This window comes from Bradyrhizobium sp. 190, from assembly GCF_023073415.1.
Classification (GTDB): Bacteria; Pseudomonadota; Alphaproteobacteria; order Rhizobiales; family Xanthobacteraceae; genus Bradyrhizobium.
This window is the reverse complement of sequence record NZ_JADPJL010000065.1, coordinates 123,276-141,351: the sequence shown is the minus strand read 5'-3', so window position 1 is coordinate 141,351 and position 18,076 is coordinate 123,276. Positions and strand designations below refer to the sequence as shown.

At 63.9% G+C, this 18,076-nt stretch carries 19 protein-coding genes and 1 tRNA gene; 14 read left to right on the top strand and 6 right to left on the bottom strand.

Annotated elements, in window-relative coordinates; translation table 11 throughout:
- Positions 1-244: 244 nt before the first annotated feature.
- The 7 genes from IVB22_RS32490 (at position 245) to IVB22_RS32460 (ending at position 4,611) form a co-directional block, all read left to right on the top strand.
- Positions 245-319 (top strand) — tRNA-Glu (locus tag IVB22_RS32490).
- 169 nt (positions 320-488) lie between these two features.
- Positions 489-734, top strand: a complete 246-nt coding sequence (locus tag IVB22_RS32485; protein ID WP_247521244.1) for a hypothetical protein — start codon at positions 489-491, stop codon at positions 732-734.
- Complete coding sequence (locus tag IVB22_RS32480; protein WP_247521243.1) at positions 731-1,135, top strand: hypothetical protein; 405 nt, start codon at positions 731-733, stop codon at positions 1,133-1,135. Before IVB22_RS32485 ends, IVB22_RS32480 begins: the two co-directional genes overlap by 4 nt.
- A gap of 368 nt (positions 1,136-1,503) precedes the next feature.
- On the top strand, positions 1,504-1,689 hold the full coding sequence (locus IVB22_RS32475) for a hypothetical protein (RefSeq protein ID WP_247521242.1): 186 nt from the start codon (positions 1,504-1,506) through the stop codon (positions 1,687-1,689).
- A 96-nt stretch (positions 1,690-1,785) separates the two neighbouring features.
- The gene (locus IVB22_RS32470; RefSeq protein WP_247521241.1) at positions 1,786-2,025 is read left to right on the top strand and encodes a hypothetical protein; all 240 of its coding nucleotides are present in this window, start codon (positions 1,786-1,788) and stop codon (positions 2,023-2,025) included.
- Between the two features lie 115 nt (positions 2,026-2,140).
- Entirely contained in the window at positions 2,141-3,373 is a 1,233-nt protein-coding gene (locus IVB22_RS32465) for a Zn-dependent hydrolase (protein ID WP_247521240.1), read from the top strand.
- Between the two features lie 17 nt (positions 3,374-3,390).
- On the top strand, positions 3,391-4,611 hold the full coding sequence (locus IVB22_RS32460) for an MFS transporter (protein WP_247521239.1): 1,221 nt from the start codon (positions 3,391-3,393) through the stop codon (positions 4,609-4,611).
- A 126-nt stretch (positions 4,612-4,737) separates the two neighbouring features.
- On the opposite strand, the gene IVB22_RS32455 is transcribed toward IVB22_RS32460, so the two are convergent.
- Entirely contained in the window at positions 4,738-5,727 is a 990-nt protein-coding gene (locus tag IVB22_RS32455; RefSeq protein ID WP_247521238.1) for a tripartite tricarboxylate transporter substrate binding protein, read from the bottom strand.
- Between the two features lie 3 nt (positions 5,728-5,730).
- Entirely contained in the window at positions 5,731-7,377 is a 1,647-nt protein-coding gene (locus tag IVB22_RS32450) for an FAD-dependent oxidoreductase (RefSeq protein WP_247521237.1), read from the bottom strand.
- A 141-nt stretch (positions 7,378-7,518) separates the two neighbouring features.
- On the opposite strand from IVB22_RS32450, the gene IVB22_RS32445 reads away from it, so the two are divergent.
- The 5 genes from IVB22_RS32445 (at position 7,519) to IVB22_RS32425 (ending at position 12,375) form a co-directional block, all read left to right on the top strand.
- A complete protein-coding gene (locus IVB22_RS32445) occupies positions 7,519-8,358 on the top strand; it encodes a shikimate dehydrogenase (protein ID WP_247521236.1) in 840 nt (279 codons plus the stop codon).
- Positions 8,355-9,143 (top strand): IclR family transcriptional regulator C-terminal domain-containing protein, encoded by a 789-nt coding sequence (locus IVB22_RS32440; protein ID WP_247521235.1) that lies wholly within the window; start codon positions 8,355-8,357, stop codon positions 9,141-9,143. The genes IVB22_RS32445 and IVB22_RS32440 overlap by 4 nt, the downstream gene beginning before the upstream one ends.
- Before the next feature lie 215 nt (positions 9,144-9,358).
- Positions 9,359-10,396, top strand: coding sequence for a PrsW family glutamic-type intramembrane protease (locus IVB22_RS32435; protein ID WP_247521234.1), 1,038 nt, complete (start codon positions 9,359-9,361; stop codon positions 10,394-10,396).
- A 287-nt stretch (positions 10,397-10,683) separates the two neighbouring features.
- Positions 10,684-11,769: a 3-deoxy-7-phosphoheptulonate synthase gene (locus IVB22_RS32430; RefSeq protein ID WP_308200484.1), complete on the top strand. Its 1,086-nt coding sequence runs from the start codon at positions 10,684-10,686 to the stop codon at positions 11,767-11,769.
- A gap of 297 nt (positions 11,770-12,066) precedes the next feature.
- Positions 12,067-12,375 (top strand): hypothetical protein, encoded by a 309-nt coding sequence (locus tag IVB22_RS32425; protein ID WP_247521233.1) that lies wholly within the window; start codon positions 12,067-12,069, stop codon positions 12,373-12,375.
- 265 nt (positions 12,376-12,640) lie between these two features.
- On the opposite strand, the gene IVB22_RS32420 is transcribed toward IVB22_RS32425, so the two are convergent.
- From IVB22_RS32420 to epmA, 4 genes are read right to left on the bottom strand one after another with little or no spacing between them, the layout of a single operon-like run.
- Positions 12,641-12,895, bottom strand: coding sequence for a hypothetical protein (locus IVB22_RS32420; RefSeq protein WP_247521232.1), 255 nt, complete (start codon positions 12,893-12,895; stop codon positions 12,641-12,643).
- 23 nt (positions 12,896-12,918) lie between these two features.
- Positions 12,919-13,134: a hypothetical protein gene (locus IVB22_RS32415; RefSeq protein WP_247521231.1), complete on the bottom strand. Its 216-nt coding sequence runs from the start codon at positions 13,132-13,134 to the stop codon at positions 12,919-12,921.
- Between the two features lie 6 nt (positions 13,135-13,140).
- Positions 13,141-14,232 (bottom strand): lysine-2,3-aminomutase-like protein, encoded by a 1,092-nt coding sequence (locus tag IVB22_RS32410; protein WP_247521230.1) that lies wholly within the window; start codon positions 14,230-14,232, stop codon positions 13,141-13,143.
- Positions 14,229-15,281: an EF-P lysine aminoacylase EpmA gene (gene epmA, locus IVB22_RS32405; protein WP_247521229.1), complete on the bottom strand. Its 1,053-nt coding sequence runs from the start codon at positions 15,279-15,281 to the stop codon at positions 14,229-14,231. The genes IVB22_RS32410 and epmA overlap by 4 nt, the downstream gene beginning before the upstream one ends.
- A gap of 542 nt (positions 15,282-15,823) precedes the next feature.
- On the opposite strand from epmA, the gene efp reads away from it, so the two are divergent.
- Both efp and IVB22_RS32395 read left to right on the top strand, forming a co-directional pair.
- Entirely contained in the window at positions 15,824-16,390 is a 567-nt protein-coding gene (efp, locus tag IVB22_RS32400; protein WP_247521228.1) for an elongation factor P, read from the top strand.
- A 53-nt stretch (positions 16,391-16,443) separates the two neighbouring features.
- Positions 16,444-18,021: a M23 family metallopeptidase gene (locus IVB22_RS32395; protein ID WP_247521227.1), complete on the top strand. Its 1,578-nt coding sequence runs from the start codon at positions 16,444-16,446 to the stop codon at positions 18,019-18,021.
- Positions 18,022-18,076 lie beyond the last annotated feature (55 nt).

Below are 18,076 nucleotides of genomic sequence, written 5' to 3'. Positions count from 1 at the left end.
GGAAGTTCCCCCGACGAAAGCTTTACGGCATGCAGCTTTAAAATCCGTTGCACGGCGGGTGACGTGCCTCCGCCAGGGGATCGATCGAGGCGCAAACGAACCGAAAAAACGGTTTTCCGAGCGGCTTGCCCACCCGGCCAAACGCCACTATACGTTCGCCCGTCGCCGCCTCCATGGAACATGGACGGCAGGCGGCCAACACGGCCTATCAAGCGCATAACGCATTGATTTTCCGGTTGTTTTTGCTCCCTTCGTCTATCGGTTAGGACGCCACCCTTTCACGGTGGAGAGAGCGGTTCGATTCCGCTAGGGAGCGCCATCGTTTCCAGGACATTTTTGGTTTGATTCGCTTTTGCGCGATTTGGCCAAACCGGGATCTGATGGAATCCGTCCCCGGGCAATGAACCTCCCCAGCCCTCCCCCTCGACCAATGACTGCTTTCGACCGCGAAAGCGGACATGGGATGTCGATGCCCGGAGGAAGACGTCTTGGAGGAGGACATGGAGCAACGCAAATCGGTCCCGGAAGGCCAAGCCGGCGTCGCCTCAAACGCGGCAGCGCTGCCGATCTGGCTGCGTCACACGACGCGGCGCGCGCCAGAACGACGTCGCACGATCTTGGAACACGTTGCTCGGCGCAAATTCATCTGGGAACGCCAGCCCGCCGTCGCGCCGGACGCGCCAGGACCATCGCGAAAAGGCGGCGCAGAATTCATGACTTCATCGATCACATGATCGTTTTCGGCCTCATCGGGCTCCTGTTGCAGACGCGCTTTCCGATTTTCCTCGGCACAATTCTGTTCTTCACTGACGGCGAGTTCATCGAGTGGGTGCTTCAGAAAATTAGCATCCGGCTTGAACCCGACACGCTGGGCGCGGAATTCATCAAGTCTTTCGTGCTCATGTTCGGATATGGGATCTTGCTGGCGTACTGGAAAGACTCTGCGCCGGCGAGGTTGTCGACATGGATGCCCCCGGACGGTTCATGGTCCTTCATCGCAGCCATCGCCCTGTTGGTTGCTGTTGTCGCAGCCATCTCGGCGGCGATCATGCGGCGCGACGCATTCCCTCCGCCCAGGAGCGCCATCACGTTGCAGACACTTTCAAAGCCCAAGGCGACCATTTTCAAGGCTTAAGGGAACCACTTTCGCGGCCCAAGCTCCATCCGCTGCAAAGTCCGGCAAACGGGACATCAGTGCGTCAGAAGGAGGGACAGGAAAATGGATACGGCCGTTATTGCACTCACAAGCTGCGTTGCACTCTACCTCGCACTCCGCCTGACGTTACGGGTTTACTTTCCGCCGGATACCTGATCGCCCGCCACGAGGCGCAGGAATTATTACGTGCGGGGAATAAATGTTGTCAGGACCTCGTGCTCGTTGGTCCACCAACGGCTTTCTGAAAAACAGGCTCTCAACGAGGCAGGAATATCCTGACATTTCCGCTGTTGCCGGCGGCGTGATCACGCCGGCGGAAATCCAGGAAGCCGCAACCGGAGCATCGTATGAATCGAGATACCCGCGCGAAAGAACTGGCTAGTCTGAACGACCAGTCCAAGGCATCTCAGGTTTATTGTGTGGCGTCGACCGATCCTCAATTTGCGTTCGCCAATGCGGTCGTCGCCGCAATGAAGAACCGCCTGACCGAAGATCGCGCCATAGTCGGCATGCGGCGGCGCGAGCTCCCCTAGCGCCGCCGGACGCGACTTCCATCTCGCCGGAAGCAAGGCCTTTCGGCTCGCTCGCAGCCCGTTCGACGACCGGCGAAACGGTGGCCGTGGCGCCACATGGCGTTGCGGGCCTTCCTGCTCGTACGCCCTTTCCGCTCGCACAACGCGAACTATTTCTTTGATGCGAGTCATCGAATATGCTCCCGCAAAGGCCTGAACGCCTCTCACACGTTTGCGGGAAAAATGCACGACTACACTCTAAAGGAGAAGGCGAAGATAACCGCTGGCGCGGTAGCGGCGCTCGTCATCGTGGCATGGCTTGCAATCGTCGCATTGGCGCTGCTGTCGGCGGGCTAATCAACACGGCTGGCGACGTTCACGGAACTTTGTTCTACTCCTCCAAAGGCATCAGGAACTTTGTTCTCCTCCGGAGAACTACGGAAGAACAACGGACGCGCAGGCACGTGAATCCATGAATGACAATCTCTTGCGCGCCGATGGCGCGCGTGTTCTCGCCGATCTGCACGCGCTGCGCGCAATCGGCACGTACAAGACCGGTGTCCATAAGCCGACGTTTTCGGAACCGCATCTGCGTTCCCTGCAATGGCTGGTGCAGCGTCTTCCCGAGGCCGGCCTCGCGGGCGAGATCGACGGCATCGGCAACGTCCTCGGCACCAGCACGAAGCCCGGGCCGAAATTATTGGCGGGGTCGCATCTGGAAAGCCAGAACCACGCGGGCTGGCTCGATGGACCGCTCGGCGTGGTTTATGCGCTCGAAGCCGCCCGCGTCATCAATCGCGATCCGAATACAAACGGCGCGGTCGAAGTTGCGTCCTGGTGCGACGAGGAAGGGCATTTCGGACACTTCCTCGGCAGCCGGTCCTATGTCGGCGGCGTCACCGAATCCGATATCGACGCGGCGCACGACCGCAACAGCGGCAAGAGCATGCGTGACACGTTGCGCGACGCCGGCCTCGCCGGCCGCGCCCGCGCGCGGTGCGAACGCGGGCGGCATATCGGATATCTCGAAGCCCATATCGAACAGGGCGAGACGCTCGAAAGCAGCGGCCTCGGAATCGGAGTAGTCACGTCCATCGTCGGGATCTGGCAATACCGCATCACCTTCGCGGGCGAACAAAACCACGCCGGCACCACGCGGATGGCCATCCGCAGGGATGCGGGCCTCGCGCTCGCCAGATTTTGCGTCGATATCGACGAGCGCTTTCCCGCCGCCTGCGGCCCACGCACGGTGTGGACAACCGGCCGCATCACCCTCGATCCCGGCGCGCCCAGCATCATCCCCGGCGCGGCGGAAATGCTGTTCCAGATTCGCGACGACGATCCGGCTGTGATTGCGCGGATGGAGGATCTCCTCCGCGGCATGGCCGCAGAAGTCGACAAACAGGGCCGCTGCAGCGTCGCCGTGGAGCGCATTCGTACCGGGGCGCCCGCGCTGATGGATGTCTCCTTCCAGCAGGCCATCGAACAAGCCGGCACAGCCTTCGCCGGCGGCAGGTCGCTGCGCATGCCGAGCGGCGCCGGTCACGACGCCCAGATTCTCGCAACCGTCATGCCGGCGGGCATGATGTTCGTGCCCTCGATCGGCGGCATCTCGCACCACTGGACCGAGAACACCGCAGACGCCGACATCGTCGCGGGGGCCGAGGTCTTTGTCGAAGCGTGCCGGCGGCTGTTGGCGCGATGAGACGGCGCGAGAGCGACATGGCTGCTGATACCAAGCCGGCCTATTCGATCAGGGATATTCCGGCGGGCGTATGGGCCCTGGGATTTGTCTCGATGCTGATGGACATCTCGTCGGAGATGATCCACGCCTTGCTGCCGATCTACCTGGTCACGGTGCTTGGCGCATCGATGGTGACGGTCGGCGTGATCGAAGGCATTGCCGAGGCGACCGCCTCTATCGTTAAAATCTTCTCCGGCGCGCTCTCGGACTGGCTCGGCAAGCGCAAATGGCTCGCAGCCATCGGCTATGGCCTCGCGGCCCTCACCAGGCCGGTGTTTCCGCTCGCGCCAACCATCGCGTGGCTGGTCGCTGCGCGTTTCGTCGATCGGATCGGCAAGGGCATTCGCGGCGCCCCCCGCGATGCGCTGGTGGCAGACTTCACGCCAGCTCATCTGCGCGGCGCGGGCTTTGGGCTGCGCCAATCGCTCGACACCATCGGTGCCTTCACAGGCCCCCTGCTCGCCATCGCCCTGATGTGGTGGACGGCAGACAACTTCAAGGCGGTGTTCTGGTTTGCCGTGATTCCTGCCTTCCTGGCGCTGGCGCTGATCGTCTTCGCCGTGCGCGAGCCGGACCGGCCGAAAGAGCTGCGCGCCGTGCGCAATCCGATCAGCCTGACCGAGATCAAGAACCTCGGAGCGGCCTATTGGTGGGTGGTAGCCGTGGCGAGCGTATTCACGCTGGCGCGCTTCAGCGAGGCATTCCTGGTTCTGCGCGCCCAGAATGTCGGGCTGCCGATCATGCTGGTGCCTGCCGTGCTGGTGCTGATGAATGTCGTCTATGCTGTCGCGGCCTATCCCGCCGGCGTGATCTCGGATCGCATCAACCGCACGGCCGTGCTGGCGTGCGGCATTCTGTTGCTGGTTGCCGCTGACATCGCGTTGGCCTTGCTGCCGTCGGTCGCCGGCGTTGCGCTCGGCGTCGTTCTCTGGGGCCTGCACATGGGACTGACGCAAGGGTTACTGGCCGCACTCGTTGCGGATACTGCGCCGGCCGAGTTGCGCGGCACCGCCTACGGATTCTTCAACCTGCTTGGCGGCCTGGCGATGCTCGCAGCCAGCATCATCGCGGGCGCGCTCTGGGACATCACAGGGCCACAGGGGACGTTCCTCGCCGGCGCCGGTTTCGCGCTGGTCGCGCTGGCGGGGTTGCTGATGGCGCGGGGCAAGATCGGCGGCAAGGCCGCCGCACGCGAATAGAGACAGCGTCAGCCCACTATTGTGGCGGGTATTTGCATTGGAGCGTCCCCGGGGAGAACAGCCGCGCTCGGATGCCGGAATGCGACCTCAACGGCCAGTCCGTCGCGCTGGCGTCCGCGCGGCCTTTCACTGCGGCTGCAGACCGAGATCCCTGATCAACTTCCCCCAGCGGGCCGTCTCTGACGCAATCAAGGCGCCAAAAGCCTCTGGCGTGCCGCCCATCACATCGATGCCGAGCGTCACCAGCCGGGCGCGAAACTCCGGCGCCAGCACGACGCGGTTCAAGTCCTCGTTCAGCCGCGTGACAACAGCAGCCGGCATCCGCGCCGGGCCGAGAAGTCCGAACCAGCCGGTAACGTCGAAATCCGGCTTGACCGTTTCCGCGATCGTCGGGACATTTGGAATGGCCGCAGCGCGTGTTTTGCTGGTAACTGCAAGCCCACGGACATCACCCGACTGCAACAGACCGATCGCGCCGGAAACGGTGTCGAAGCTGAAGTCGATGATGCCGCCCATCAGGTCGATGTTGGCGGGACCCGAGCCGCGATAGGCCACCGCGAGCGCATCATAGCCAAGCTGGGCACGCAGCAGCAGCGCCCCCAACGAGGTCAACGTCGCGCCGCCGCCGCCGGTCGCGAATTTCAGCACGGCCGGCTTCGCGCGCATGTCCGCCATCAGATCTTCGATGCTGCGGTAGAGCGAATCCTTGCGGACGAGAATAATAACTGGTGACTGCGCCAGCGCCACGATAGGCGTGAAGTCGCGCTGGCTGTCGAACTTCAGGTTCGGATAGAGCGCGGGCGCACCGGCATGCCCGCTCGAAACCAGCAGCAGGTTCGCGCCATCGGGTTCCATCTGCGCCACCGCACCTGCCGCCAAAGTGCCGCCGGCGCCGGGCCGGTTGAGTACCACCACTGACGATCCGGTAATTTCCCGCAATTTCTCGGCGATCAGCCGCGCGGTGGTGTCGGCCGGCCCGCCGGCCGGGAAGCCGACGTGGATGGTGATGGTCTTCGGCAGTGACGGTCCTTGCCCGCGCGCGGCTGAGGCCAGCAGCAAGGCTGCCGCACTGCCCGCCAGGAAAGTCCGCCGCGACAAATGTATTGGCTTCAACATGAGCTATCCCGCTGTTGCATGGTCGGTGATGGGCGGGCGATACCCGCGCCGGGTCGAAGGCGTCAGGGCGCCAAAAACCGGCCACCTGATCGGTGCGCCCAGATCCATCATGAGCTGCTGGAAATCTTCGAGGCGACGCGCATCCGCGCGGATCGCCCGTGGCGGCAAATTGAGCCGGCTGCAGGTTGCCGCCAGCGCGCCCGCAGCCTCGCCGATGCTCCATTCGACGGGATGAACGCGATAGGCGCCGCTGGTAATCCGTGTGGTGCCGATATTCTTGCAGGCAGGGATCAAATTGTCTGTTCGTACCGGGATCAGCGCACCCAGCGGAATTTCGAACGGGAAGCTGTCGATGTCCACGGTGTCGCGCGCCCGCGATGTCGGCGGATGCAGGTCGATCCGGTAGGCGCCGATCCCGACGCTGTCGTGAAAACGCTCTGCGGCGTCCGCGCCGGGACGCGCTGACACGCCGACATGCTGCTCCAGCACCGTGAACTCGGCCACGATGCGCCGCCCTTCCCGGAAATAGACCTGCTTGGCGAGGCCGTCGGCCGTGCCGAGCACATCGCCACGCGGACGCAAGCCCCGATAGCCCTGGCCGCCGTCGAGCCGCGGCGCCTCGGTTTGCATCCAGTACAGGAAGGCAAGGCTGAACTGGCGGCACTCCTGCAGCGCTTCGGCCTGCGCCTCGGCGCTGACGCCGACGAGCGGACGCAGCCAGTAATCCATCTGCGGCCAGTTCGCGATCGAGATATCGCTGGCGTAACTTCCCGGCGCAAAATTCCGCCGCCACGCAATGCGCCGTGCATGCCAGAGATCGAAGAGATAGGGCTCGTCGGCATCGCCCGCGAACAGACGCCGCTCCAGCGGCTTGTGGGTGACGTGATCGCTGACGGTCCAGTGAAATTGCCGGTTCGGCCAGCAATCGAGCTTCAATTCGCGAAATTCCGCATAGCGCGCCGGCTTCCCGACCGTGTGGTCCTCGTCGGGCAGATAGTCGAGCGCCATGCACCAGGTGGCCGATTGCTGGTCGAAGGGATCGGCGACATCGAGCGCGTTCGGCTCGCCGGTATCGGTGCGCGCCTCGCCGCCGAGAACATGTTCGACGCCGGCCAATTCGAGCAGATCGCCGGTCTCGGTGGCGTCCACCACGATGCGCGCCTCGATCGTCTGGCGATGACCGCTGGCGATCTCGGCGAATGCGACGCTTGTGATCCTGTCGCCGACGACATCGGTCGCCAACGCACGCCATCCGCGCATAACCGTCAACAGACCGCGGCTTTCGTAAGGCCCAAGCAACGCCTCGATGACGCGCAACGCCACCTTCGGCTCACAGCACAGTGTGCCGACATTGCCCATGCCGGGATTAAATGGATGTTCTGCCCGCGCTGCCGGCGTGACCGGATAGAAACGGAAATAATGCTCACGAATGGCGTCGCGCAACGCGAGATAGCTCTTCGATCCGACGCCGAGTTCGATCCAGGGATGTTCGTCGAGCGGCACGCCTTGGGCAGTGAGTTGCCCGCCCAGCCAGTCCAGTTCCTCCACCAGCACGACGCGCGCGCCAAGCCGCGCCGCCGTCAGCGCGGCGGAAACGCCGCCGAGGCCGCCGCCGACGATCAGCACATCGGCCTTCCCGCGTCTCGTCACACCTCACCTCTCGTCGTCACCGGCTGCGCTTGCCTTCCCTGCGAAAGACGGTAGTTCCGCCGCCTGTGCCGTGCTAGTTCGAACTGTGCGAAATAATGCCAATTTGTGCGCTATGCGCACAATGTCAGAGAGGATCGCAGTGTGAATCAGGCGCCGACGCCGTCATTTCTGCCGACCGGCCGTACCCGCGTGCTGTCGATCATCGGGCATCCGATCAAGCAGGTGCGCTCGCCCATCGCCGTCAACACCGAGCTGGCGCATCGCGGCATCGACGCCGTTCTCGTCCCCATCGATATTGAAGCCGGCGCGCTTGGCGCCTTCTTCACGGTGCTGCGCGCTTTCGAGAATACACCCGGCGCGATCGTGACAATCCCGCACAAGATCGCGTCGGCGGGATATGTCGACGCGCTGTCGGATCGCGCGCGGCGGCTGGGAGCGGTCAACATGGTGCGGCGCCTTCCCGGCGGCCGGCTCGAGGGCGACATGAGCGACGGCCTTGGCTTTCTCACGGCCGCCGCCCAGCAAGGCGTCTCGGCGCGGGGCAAGTCGGTCGCCGTGTTCGGCGGCGGTGCGGTCGGACGCGCCATACTGCTGGCGTGCTGCGAAGCCGGCGCATCGCGGGTCGCCTTTCACGAGCCGGATGGCGACCGGCGCGCTGCACTACAACGTCTGGCCGACAGCGCTGGCTTCGCCGATCGCGTCACGCTGGATGCGATCAGCACCTATCCGGAGGCTGATATCGCCGTGAACGCAAGTCCGCTCGGGATGCGGCCCGACGACCCCTTGCCGTTTGCGCCGGATCGCCTGGCCTCCGGCGTGCATGTCGCCGACGTCGTAACCGAGCCGGAAATCTCGCCGCTGCTGGCGGCAGCCCGCGCCTGCGGCCTGACCGTGCAGACCGGCCGCGCGATGGCGGAGGCGCAGCGCGACATTCAGCTGACGTTTTTCGGGCTGGACAAACCGGCAGGCGAACCTGCATGACGGCAAGCAAACATACCGCCATGGCCCCTGACAGCCGCGCCTTTGTTTCGAGCTTTGCGCGCGGTCTCAAAGTGATCGAAAGTTTTGGGCCCGACAACCGCTCTATGACGGTGGCGGAAGTGGCCGAACGAACCGGCGTCGATCGCGCCGTTGCTCGCCGGCTGTTGCTGACGCTGGTCCATCTCGGCTTCGTCCACGTTCATGAACGCCGCTTCGAATTGACGACACACGTGCTGCGGCTCGCCTATTCGTTTCTCTCCTCGGCCGGTCTCGGCGCATCGCTGCAGCCGTTTCTTGACGATCTCGCGCGCGACGTCAGGGAAACTGTTTCGCTCTCGGTTCTCGACGAAGCCGAAGTCGTGTTCGTCGCGCGATCCGATATCCCGGGCCGCCGGCTGGCCTATGTTGTCACCACCGGCATGCGGCTGCCGGCTTTCAGCTCCGCGTCCGGCCGCATGCTGCTGGCGCATCGCCCAATCGCCGACGTGAAGAAGCTTCTGGCCCGTACCCGCATCGTCCGGCTGACACGCCGGACCACCGTCAACCAGGCCGAAATCATCAAGGCCATCGCAGCCGCCCGCCGCGACGGCCACGCCCTCAACTACGAAGAGACCGAGGATGACCTGATCGGCATCGCGGTCCCGGTGTTCAATCGCGCCGGCCTCATGGTAGCAGCCCTCAATGCCAGCACGAGCGCAGCGCGTGCCGACGAAGCGCGGGTGCACAGTGAGATCCTGCCGAGACTGAAGACCACGGCCGGGCAGCTGACGTCGATGCTGCCATGACCTGGTGTCCGGGTACTCTCCAGCGGCCTCGCTTTCCCCGTGCCGGTTTCTTGGACGAGCAAGCGTCCTCTGATACGTCCGCCGCGGCGTTGACCGGCGCCGGCATTGGCTGGCGGCGGGATGTGCCGGCTTGGCGACAACGAGTCGCGTTCGGCTTTTCTTGCAAACAACTGAATTTGCGGCCATTTGAGCGGCTGACGAGGTAGTTTCACCCCATGCTGCTGCTCCAGGCCCTCCCCACATCGATCGGCGTTGCCGCCATTGCGCCGGCGTTGCTGGTGCTCTGGCTCGTCATTGCCGCCGACGAGCGCCCCGGCCCGCCCGGGCGGGTGTGGCTCGCTTTCATACTCGGGGCCGCCAGCATCTCGCTGTTGGGAATTGCGCGCGCCCCGTTCGCCGCGATCCTCGCGGTGCCGGGAAACCCCTGGATGACGCAGGGCCTGCGTTCGATCTTCGGCGTCGCCGCGCCCGAAGAGATCGTCAAGGTTCTGGTCATCGTCCTCGTCTCGATCCGTCGCCGCACCTTTGCGGACCCGATGGACACCGTGGTCTACGGCGCGGCCGCCGGCCTCGGCTTCGCGGCTTACGAAAACCTCGCTTATCTCGTGCAGCACTCCGACATGTGGCGTTCGCTGGCGGCCTTGCGCAGCGTGTTGACGGTGCCGTTCCATGGCGCGCTCGGCATTATTGCCGGCGCCTATATCGCGATCGCGCGCGCCGGAACGGCGCTGGGCGCGCACCGCCATCATCGCGACTGGGCCCGTATCTCGAGCTGGTGTCTGGCGCTGTTCGCTCCTGTCGCGCTGCATGCCGCATTCGATTTTCCGCTGCTGACATTGCAGAAACATCCCGATCTCGGCCCCACCACGCGAATGCTGCTCGCGACGGCCAGTCTGGTGATCGGATTCAGTTCGATCGGATTTGCCATTCGGCTGGTGCGGCGCGTCGGCCGCCATCATGCGCCGCGCACCGAGATCGGGCGTGAGCGGCTGAGCCAGTTGCGGCGGATGTGGGCCCTGCTGCTCATGGGCAGCGGTGCGGGCTTCGCCGGCGCGGCTTTCGTGCTGACCTCGCTCCATCACTGGTTCATCAATACCGATCGCAACGCGTCACTGCTTCTGATTCCGCTCGGCCTGACCTCCATTTTGATAGGCTTGGCGTTGTTGCTGGCGACATCTGCGGTTTACGTGTTCGGCCGCAACCGCATCAGGAGATCCTCGGAGGGATTTTCGTCCGCGCCCGAGCCGGGCTAAACGTCATCCCTCCGTCGCGTTCATCATCGTCGCCGGGCTGTCGGGTTCGCCGCGCGCAACTCCTGACGCCGCCGATTATGGGATGACAAGGCCTGCCGGGTGCGCTATAGAGCCCGCCATGATCATGATCGCCGCCAACAGCTTTTGGTATTTTAGCTACGACAGCTCGCTGGCGGTGGGAGGATCGCGCTCAATCTGACGAATTGAAGCCAACAAGTCCGAACAGCCGCCAAACCTGGCGGCTTTTTTATTGGCCGGCAGGTTCCCAACGAACAGGAGCCACAGCCGTGTTGAGCACCACCGACGATCTTCGAATTAGCGAACTGAAAGAGCTGAGTACGCCGCAGGAAGTGATGCGTGAGATCCCGCGCACCTTGACGGCGACGCGGGTGGTGATGGCGGCGCGCAACGCCATCCACGCCATCCTGAACGGGACCGATGACCGCCTGCTGGTCGTCGTCGGCCCCTGCTCGGTCCACGATCCCGTTGCCGCTGTGGAGTACGCCGAGCGCCTCGCCGCCTTGCGCGAAAAGCTCGCCGACCGCCTTGAGATCGTGATGCGCGTCTATTTCGAGAAGCCGCGCACCACGGTCGGATGGAAGGGGCTGATCAACGATCCTGCCCTCGATGGCAGTTTCGACATCAACAAGGGGCTGCGGCTTGCCCGCAACGTGCTTTCCGCGGTGAACAATCTCGGCCTGCCGGCGGGAACGGAATTCCTCGACATGACGACGCCGCAATACATTGCCGATCTGATGGGATGGGCGGCGATCGGTGCGCGAACGACCGAGAGCCAGATCCATCGCGAGCTGGCTTCCGGGCTGTCGTGCCCGGTCGGCTTCAAGAACGGCACCGACGGCAATGTCCGCATCGCAGCGGACGCGGTGAAGTCGGCCTCGCATCCGCACCATTTCATGGCGGTGACCAAGGGCGGACGCCCGGCGATTGCGGCAACCACCGGCAACGAGGACTGTCACATCATCCTGCGCGGTGGCCACACGCCGAACTACGACCGGGAAAGCGTCGATGCCGCGTGCGTCGAACTTGCCCGCGCCGGCGTGGCGCCGCGGATCATGATCGACACCAGCCACGCCAACAGCAACAAGAAGCCGGAGAACCAGCCGCTGGTCGTGGCCGACATCGCGCAGCAGATCTCAAACGGCGAGCAGCGTATCACCGGCGTGATGATCGAGAGCAATCTGGTCGCCGGCCGCCAGGACGTGGTGCCGGGCAAGCAGCTCGCCTACGGGCAGAGCATCACCGACGGCTGTATCGACTGGGATACGACGGTGTCGGCGCTGAACCTGTTGGCGGACGCGGTCAAGACCAGACGGGAAGCGCGAAGCGGCGAATTCCGTGAGCGTTCGGCCTAACCGCTCGGACCGAGCAATCGTGAAGCGGGGCACGCGGTCTGCGCGCCCTGCTCCTGACTTTCATGGCTGCTTGCAGACATCCTTGGGGGACGGTGGGCATGTCTGCCGAGGCCACAAGCCGCCAAATTGCAAATCCGCTGGTCGAACTGGAGCTCGGCGGCAGGGCCTGATCACGGCGATGTGTGGTTAACCGGTCCGAGTTTGTTCCCAAAGGCTCCGAACCTGTTTCCATCTGGCATCGTCGAACTCCTGTGCGAACCATTTCGGTTTCGCAGAACCGAAGAATGGAGGATTCAGATGTCGATGAAATCAAGATTAGCTGCGGTCGCTTCAGTCACTCTCGTCGCAATGAGCGCCATGGCAACCACCAACGCCAACGCGTTTACACTGTTCGATCCGCCTTGCGTTCGGTCGGCACCGAATTGGGGTTGTGGAGACGCCACCTACTATCCGGAGACCCATCGCACGAAGCAAACTTTTCGCACGCACCGCGGCGACACGTCACCGGATTACATGAAGAACACCGATCCTCGCTTCAACCAGTCCATGCAGGATGCGGGCGGTGGTGGTGGCGGCGGTGGCGGTGGCGGTGGCGGTGGTCGCTAGGCTCCACTGATTTCGCGGATTACGTCTGACGCCGCCGAAGCAACCCGGCGGCGTCTCCGGGCTCGATACCCGGCGCGAGCACTACCTCGTGTCGCGATCCAGCTCGGCGCCACCCATGTGCGCGTGGGGTCGGCGATTTTCGGCGCGCGGTAAGATCGTCGTCCCTGCTTTCGCATGGACGACAGCGGTGCCTCCGATCCTCAATCCTTTGGAACAGCGACGCGGTCCTGGAACTGCTGCGTGGGCGGTGTAGCCGCTCACTCGTCTAGCAGCCGCGGCAGATGCTCTTGATCTTGCGGTCGAGGGCTGCGTTTTCCTTGCTGAGCGGATCGTTCGGGTCGCTTTGGATCTTCTCGCTGGGAACGTCGCTGCGGCGGGGTTGACGGTGTCCGATCGGCGCCTCCGGAATCCCTCCGGCACTCGGACTACTCTTCGGCATTGTCGACGTCCCGCTCTGCGCGAACGCAGCCGGCATGCCGAGCAGGACCATCAGCGCGACTGACAAGACTGTTTTTTGCATCCTGATTCTCCTGCCTTTTAGTTTCATTTATGCGTCCGTTCCGGCACGTCGATCGTTGTGCAGTTGCGACGTCCCTGGGCGGCGCAGTCCTGCGCCTTTCGTACATCGGCCATGGTGCCAAGCAACCAGATTCCGGCTGCCACCAGCACCAGGAAGAATCCGAGCATCACGGCGTTTTCGATTCCGCGATTGCCCTCATCTTCCGGCGGCTCCCGTTTCCCCTCGGCGTCCTCCGCCATCGCCGATCACGGCTTTGGCGGATAGAGGTGAACGTCGCCGCAATAGTCGACGATACGATACTGCGTCTCCAAAGATAGTTCGGATTCCCCGGAACTTGGATGCGACAAATAATTCGGTCCAATCGGCGCCTTTCCGTGGCCGCCGGGAATATCAAGCACATATTCGGGCTGGCAGAGGCCGGAAACGCGGCCCCGCAAACGGCGCATCAGTTCCTGGCCCTCTGCGATCGTGGTGCGCAGATGCGCGGTTCCCGGCGCAAGATCGCCATGATGCAGGTAATACGGCTTGATTCGGTTTTCGACGAAGGCCCGCATCAGCGATTCCAGCGTCGCCGCATCGTCGTTGACACCGCGGAGCAGCACCGTCTGGCTCACCAGGGGAATGCCGGCGTCGGCCAGCCGCGCGCAGGCCGTGCGCGCCTCGTGCGACAATTCGCGCGGATGATTGGCATGAACAGCGATCCAGGTCGTCGCGCCGTCCACTCGCAACGCTTTGGCCATGTCCCCATCGATGCGCGCTGGTGCCGCCACGGGAACGCGGGTGTGGATGCGGACAATCTTGACGTGATCGATGACTGCGAGATCCGTCATGATCTCCGCCAGCCGCCGTGGCGACAACATCAGCGGATCGCCGCCGGTCAGGATGACTTCCCAGATTTCCTTACGGCCGCGGATATAGTCCAGCGCCTCGCGATAGGCCGCCTCCGACAGCGCCGTTGCCTTGCCCGGTCCGACCATCTCGCGGCGAAAGCAGAACCGGCAATACACCGCGCAGACATGCACCAGCTTGAACAGCACGCGATCAGGATAGCGATGGACGATGCCCGGGACCGGCGAATGGGCGTCGTCGCCGATCGGATCGGCATTTTCGCCTGGCGCGCTTGCCAGTTCGAGCGCGCTTGGAATGAATTGCCGCGCGATCGGATCGTCGGGGTTTTCCGTGTCGATCAGGCCGGCGATGTCAGGCGTCACGGCAATGGCATAGCGCGCGGCGACCTGTTCGAGGTCGGCGAGATCGGTCGGCTTCGCCAACCCGCGCTCGACCAGTTCGGCGGGCTGCCGCAGCGTTGCCGCCAGTTTGGGATCTATCCTGTTCATGTCTCTCCTGCCGGTGGCGTCCATACCACCTGATCGACCCGCAGCGCGCCGCTGGCCAGCATCACCAGCCGATCGAAGCCGAGCGCGACGCCGCTCGATGGCGGCATCTTGGCAACCGCTGCGAGAAAATCCTCGTCGAGCGGGTAGCGCTCGCCATAGCGCCGCTCCTTCTCGTCCATATCAGCGGCGAAACGACGGCGCTGCTCGGCCGCGTCGGTCAGCTCGCCAAATCCATTGGCGAGCTCGACGCCGCAGGCATAGACCTCAAACCGTTCGGCGACCCGCGGATCGGCCGCCTTCGTCCGCGCAAGGGCTGCCTCCGGCGCCGGATATTCGAACAAGACCGTCAAACGCCCCTGCCCCAGGTTCGGTTCGACATGCTCGACCAGCACCTTGCTGAAAATGTCCGACCAGGTGTCGTCGTCCGTGATCCGCACCCGCGTGCTCGCAGCCACCGCAAGCGCGGCGCGATCGCCCTCGCCATTCGAGATCGTGGCCAACAGATCGATCCCGGCAAAGCGCTCGAATGCCGCCGCCACCGTCAACAGTTCCGGCTCGGCAAAGGGATCGGTGGCTTTGCCGCGGAACGAGAACCTGCCGATGCCGGTCGCCTGCGCGGCATGCGCGATCACGACGATGGTGTCGGCCATCACAGCGTCGTAGCTTGCGTCGGCGCGGTACCATTCCAGCATCGTGAATTCGGGCAGATGCAAATCGCCACGCTCGCGATCGCGGAACACGCGCGCGAACTCGAATAGTTTGGCTTCACCGGCCGCGAGCAGTTTCTTCGCTGCAAACTCCGGCGACGTCCGCAAATAGCGCATCGCGCGCGTGCCGTCGCCGCTTGTCAGCTCGGTGCGGGGGGCATGCAGATGCGTCTCGTTGCCCGGCGATATCTGGAGGATGGCGGTCTCAACTTCGGTAAAACCCTGCTCGTCGAACCAGGCCCGCACCGCCCTCGTGATCGCGCCTCGCGCCATCAGGAACGGCTTTCGGTCGGCATGCCGCGCGGGCGACCACCATGGCGACGGCTGGTCGGTCCCAACCATCAGCAACGGTCCTTGCGCGGCCGCGGAGCGCACTCCGCAGAGCCCGAATGGACATTCATGGAATCGGAAAATGCCATTGAAATCGTTCGACTTTCTCTGTGATGCCGCCGACAGGCATTAAAGTCCCGCGCTTAATCCATCTTGTCATGGCGAAACCCGCTCACCTTGTCCATTCCGCTGGGGCGATCGAAGCCCGAACGCTGAACCTTGCAGCCCATTTCCAAGTCCACCAGAATTTGCAACAGGGTACGGGCATGTCTGGCGGCTGGTTGGGAAGAACTGCAATCCTCTTGTTAATGAGCCTGGTCACGATAGCGCCGGGCCAGCGCTGACGGTCCCGGGCGGGAGTTCAAGCACCTGACGGACCGGAGTTTCACCCGCCGAAACAGGGCCGTTTACGGCCTCTGGCGGGCACCGGAACGGTAGTAAAACGGCTGGCATCGACGGGCAAAATCAGTATGTTGCAGCCCGAAACCGCCCGATCGGCCCCACGGACGCCCATGTCCGGATTGGCAGAGGGCCAGAAATTCAGGAAAACAGCTTTGAAAGTCATCGCCAGTTCTATTCGCAAGGGCAACATCATCGAGCAGGACGGCCGGCTTTACGTCGTCCTCACCGCCGAAAACATCCATCCCGGCAAGGGAACTCCGGTCAGCCAGATCGAAATGCGCCGGATCGGCGATGGCGTGAAGATTTCGGAACGCTACAAGACCACCGACCAGGTCGAGAAGGCGACCGTCGAGGATCACAATTTCAATTATCTGTATGAAGATGCCGACGGCTTCCATTTCATGAATGCCGAGACTTACGACCAGGTCCAGGTCTCCAAGGAAATCGTCGGTTCGTCCGCGCCCTATCTGCAGGAGAACATGACCGTGAAGCTGTCGCTTCACGACATGAATCCGGTCGCGATCCAGCTCCCGCAACGCGCGACGTTGGAAGTCGTGGAAACCGAGCCGGTGACCAAGGGTCAGACCGCGTCTTCCTCCTACAAACCTGCTATCCTCTCCAACGGCGTTCGCACCGCAGTGCCGCCGCACGTCGGAACGGGAACGCGTATCGTGGTCATGACCGAGGACGGCTCTTACGTCGAACGCGCGAAGGATTAAGACCGCGCATTAGAACTACGGGGCACGCGCCGGGGGGCGATGCATTGAATACGATGGCTGTCCGCTTGTTCAGGCGTTGGCTGGCAGCCCTATGTTTGCTCCCGGCCGGGCTTACCGCAGCAGCAGCCGAGTTCCGGACACCATCGATCACGGCCATTCGCGTCGAATGGCGGGCGGTTGTCGATCAGCTCCGCACCGAGATTGGCACTCGGCCTGCGATCGCTTCCCGATTTACGTTCGCCGGCCAGCGGCGGGTACCGGCATGGGATCCGCGCTCGACGCCTGCGCTGGTGCAACTGAACGCCATCAACGCGAGCATGTTCGCCGGGATCGGACGCAGCCCGGTGCCGGTGCTGCTGCCGTTCGATACCGCAGGTTACCTCGAAGGCGAGGCCGACGGCACACAGCTTCCGCTGTCGCGCTACCAGGCCGACTTCCGTCCGGCCGACCTGTTTCACGCCGGGCCAGCCGGCTACGACGCGGTGTTTTCGCTGCTATCAGGCTCAGGCGCAGGTCTGCCATCGCGGACCTTCGCCAGGCCGGTCGAAGTGCAGATCACGGGCTCGATCCTCGTCTACGACCTCGCCGATCCGCTTGGCGGCCAGGGCGAGCCGGTCAAGGCGCTGGCGGCGCAGTTCCCCGACATGCGCCGCTTCATCCGTGAGGGCTATGTGCGCTACGCCTTCACGCGCTTCGGCGTGCCCTATGTGGTGTCGATCCAGTGTCTCGACTCGGCGCCACGGGCGCGGCGGCTGGCCTGCCGCGAAGCCTATCCCATCGCCGAACGTTTCCTGAAGGCCTTGCGCATCGCGGGCGGACAGCCGGCGCATCCGCGCCACGACATTGCGTCCGAGATCGCTGAACGCCCGACGGCGGTTTCGCCCGACTTCACCTATTACGCAGGCGGCGACATCATCGCCCGCAGCAGCGTGCGCCGGCGCGGCGGACGCGCCGATTTCGCCGCCTATTCGCAAATCCGTTTTCCGCTTGAGAAAGCCCCGGCCGCCATCCGCTCGCAATCCTTCGGCAGGAAAAAGTCCGGGGAAGGCCGCGGCGTCTATCCGTGGCGGGACAATTTTTGCGAAGCCCGCAGCTTCCAGGTTGGGCAATGCGCCGCCGGATTCGGGCATCAGGGCCAGGACGTCCGCCCCGCGCCTTGTCCGCCGAACAGCAACAGCGAAAGCAGTTGTCATCCGAGGAAGCAGGCGGTCGTGGCCGTCCGCGACGGCATCCTGATCCGCTCACTGAAGCAGCAGGCGGCGACGCTGCAGATCAACACCCGCAACGAGCACATCCGCTTTCGCTACATGCACATGAACCCGTCAGCCATGGATGCGGACGGCATTCTCAACGGGCGCCGGGTTGCCGAGGGCGAAAAGATCGGCGTGGTCTCCAACTATCTCGATTTCCCAAACGGCACGTCCTATCACCTGCACTTCGACATACAGGTGTTCACGCGCGACGGCTGGATCTGGGTCAACCCCTACACCACCCTGATCGCGTCCTATGAACGGCTGATCCGCGGCCGCGGCCGCGAGATCGGCACCGATCCTCCGGCTGTCGCCGCCGTGATGCACGCCTTGCCGCAGAGTGTCCTGCGTCGTAGCGCGGCGGAAGGCGGGGAGAATTAGGGTCGTTGCGGTACTGCGTATCGGATTCTTGCCCGCACCCAGGCGCCCGGGTGCG

Coding starts and splice junctions, on each gene's coding strand:
- IVB22_RS32465 (WP_247521240.1), top strand. CDS start 2,141: ATGAATGACAATCTCTTGCGCGCCGATGGCGCGCGTGTTCTCGCCGAT.
- IVB22_RS32455 (WP_247521238.1), bottom strand. CDS start 5,727: ATGTTGAAGCCAATACATTTGTCGCGGCGGACTTTCCTGGCGGGCAGT.
- IVB22_RS32415 (WP_247521231.1), bottom strand. CDS start 13,134: ATGGCGGAGGACGCCGAGGGGAAACGGGAGCCGCCGGAAGATGAGGGC.
- IVB22_RS32420 (WP_247521232.1), bottom strand. CDS start 12,895: ATGCAAAAAACAGTCTTGTCAGTCGCGCTGATGGTCCTGCTCGGCATG.
- IVB22_RS32425 (WP_247521233.1), top strand. CDS start 12,067: ATGTCGATGAAATCAAGATTAGCTGCGGTCGCTTCAGTCACTCTCGTC.
- IVB22_RS32435 (WP_247521234.1), top strand. CDS start 9,359: ATGCTGCTGCTCCAGGCCCTCCCCACATCGATCGGCGTTGCCGCCATT.
- IVB22_RS32395 (WP_247521227.1), top strand. CDS start 16,444: ATGGCTGTCCGCTTGTTCAGGCGTTGGCTGGCAGCCCTATGTTTGCTC.
- epmA (WP_247521229.1), bottom strand. CDS start 15,281: ATGGTTGGGACCGACCAGCCGTCGCCATGGTGGTCGCCCGCGCGGCAT.
- IVB22_RS32475 (WP_247521242.1), top strand. CDS start 1,504: ATGAATCGAGATACCCGCGCGAAAGAACTGGCTAGTCTGAACGACCAG.
- IVB22_RS32470 (WP_247521241.1), top strand. CDS start 1,786: ATGGCGTTGCGGGCCTTCCTGCTCGTACGCCCTTTCCGCTCGCACAAC.
- IVB22_RS32440 (WP_247521235.1), top strand. CDS start 8,355: ATGACGGCAAGCAAACATACCGCCATGGCCCCTGACAGCCGCGCCTTT.
- IVB22_RS32480 (WP_247521243.1), top strand. CDS start 731: ATGATCGTTTTCGGCCTCATCGGGCTCCTGTTGCAGACGCGCTTTCCG.
- IVB22_RS32410 (WP_247521230.1), bottom strand. CDS start 14,232: ATGAACAGGATAGATCCCAAACTGGCGGCAACGCTGCGGCAGCCCGCC.
- IVB22_RS32460 (WP_247521239.1), top strand. CDS start 3,391: ATGGCTGCTGATACCAAGCCGGCCTATTCGATCAGGGATATTCCGGCG.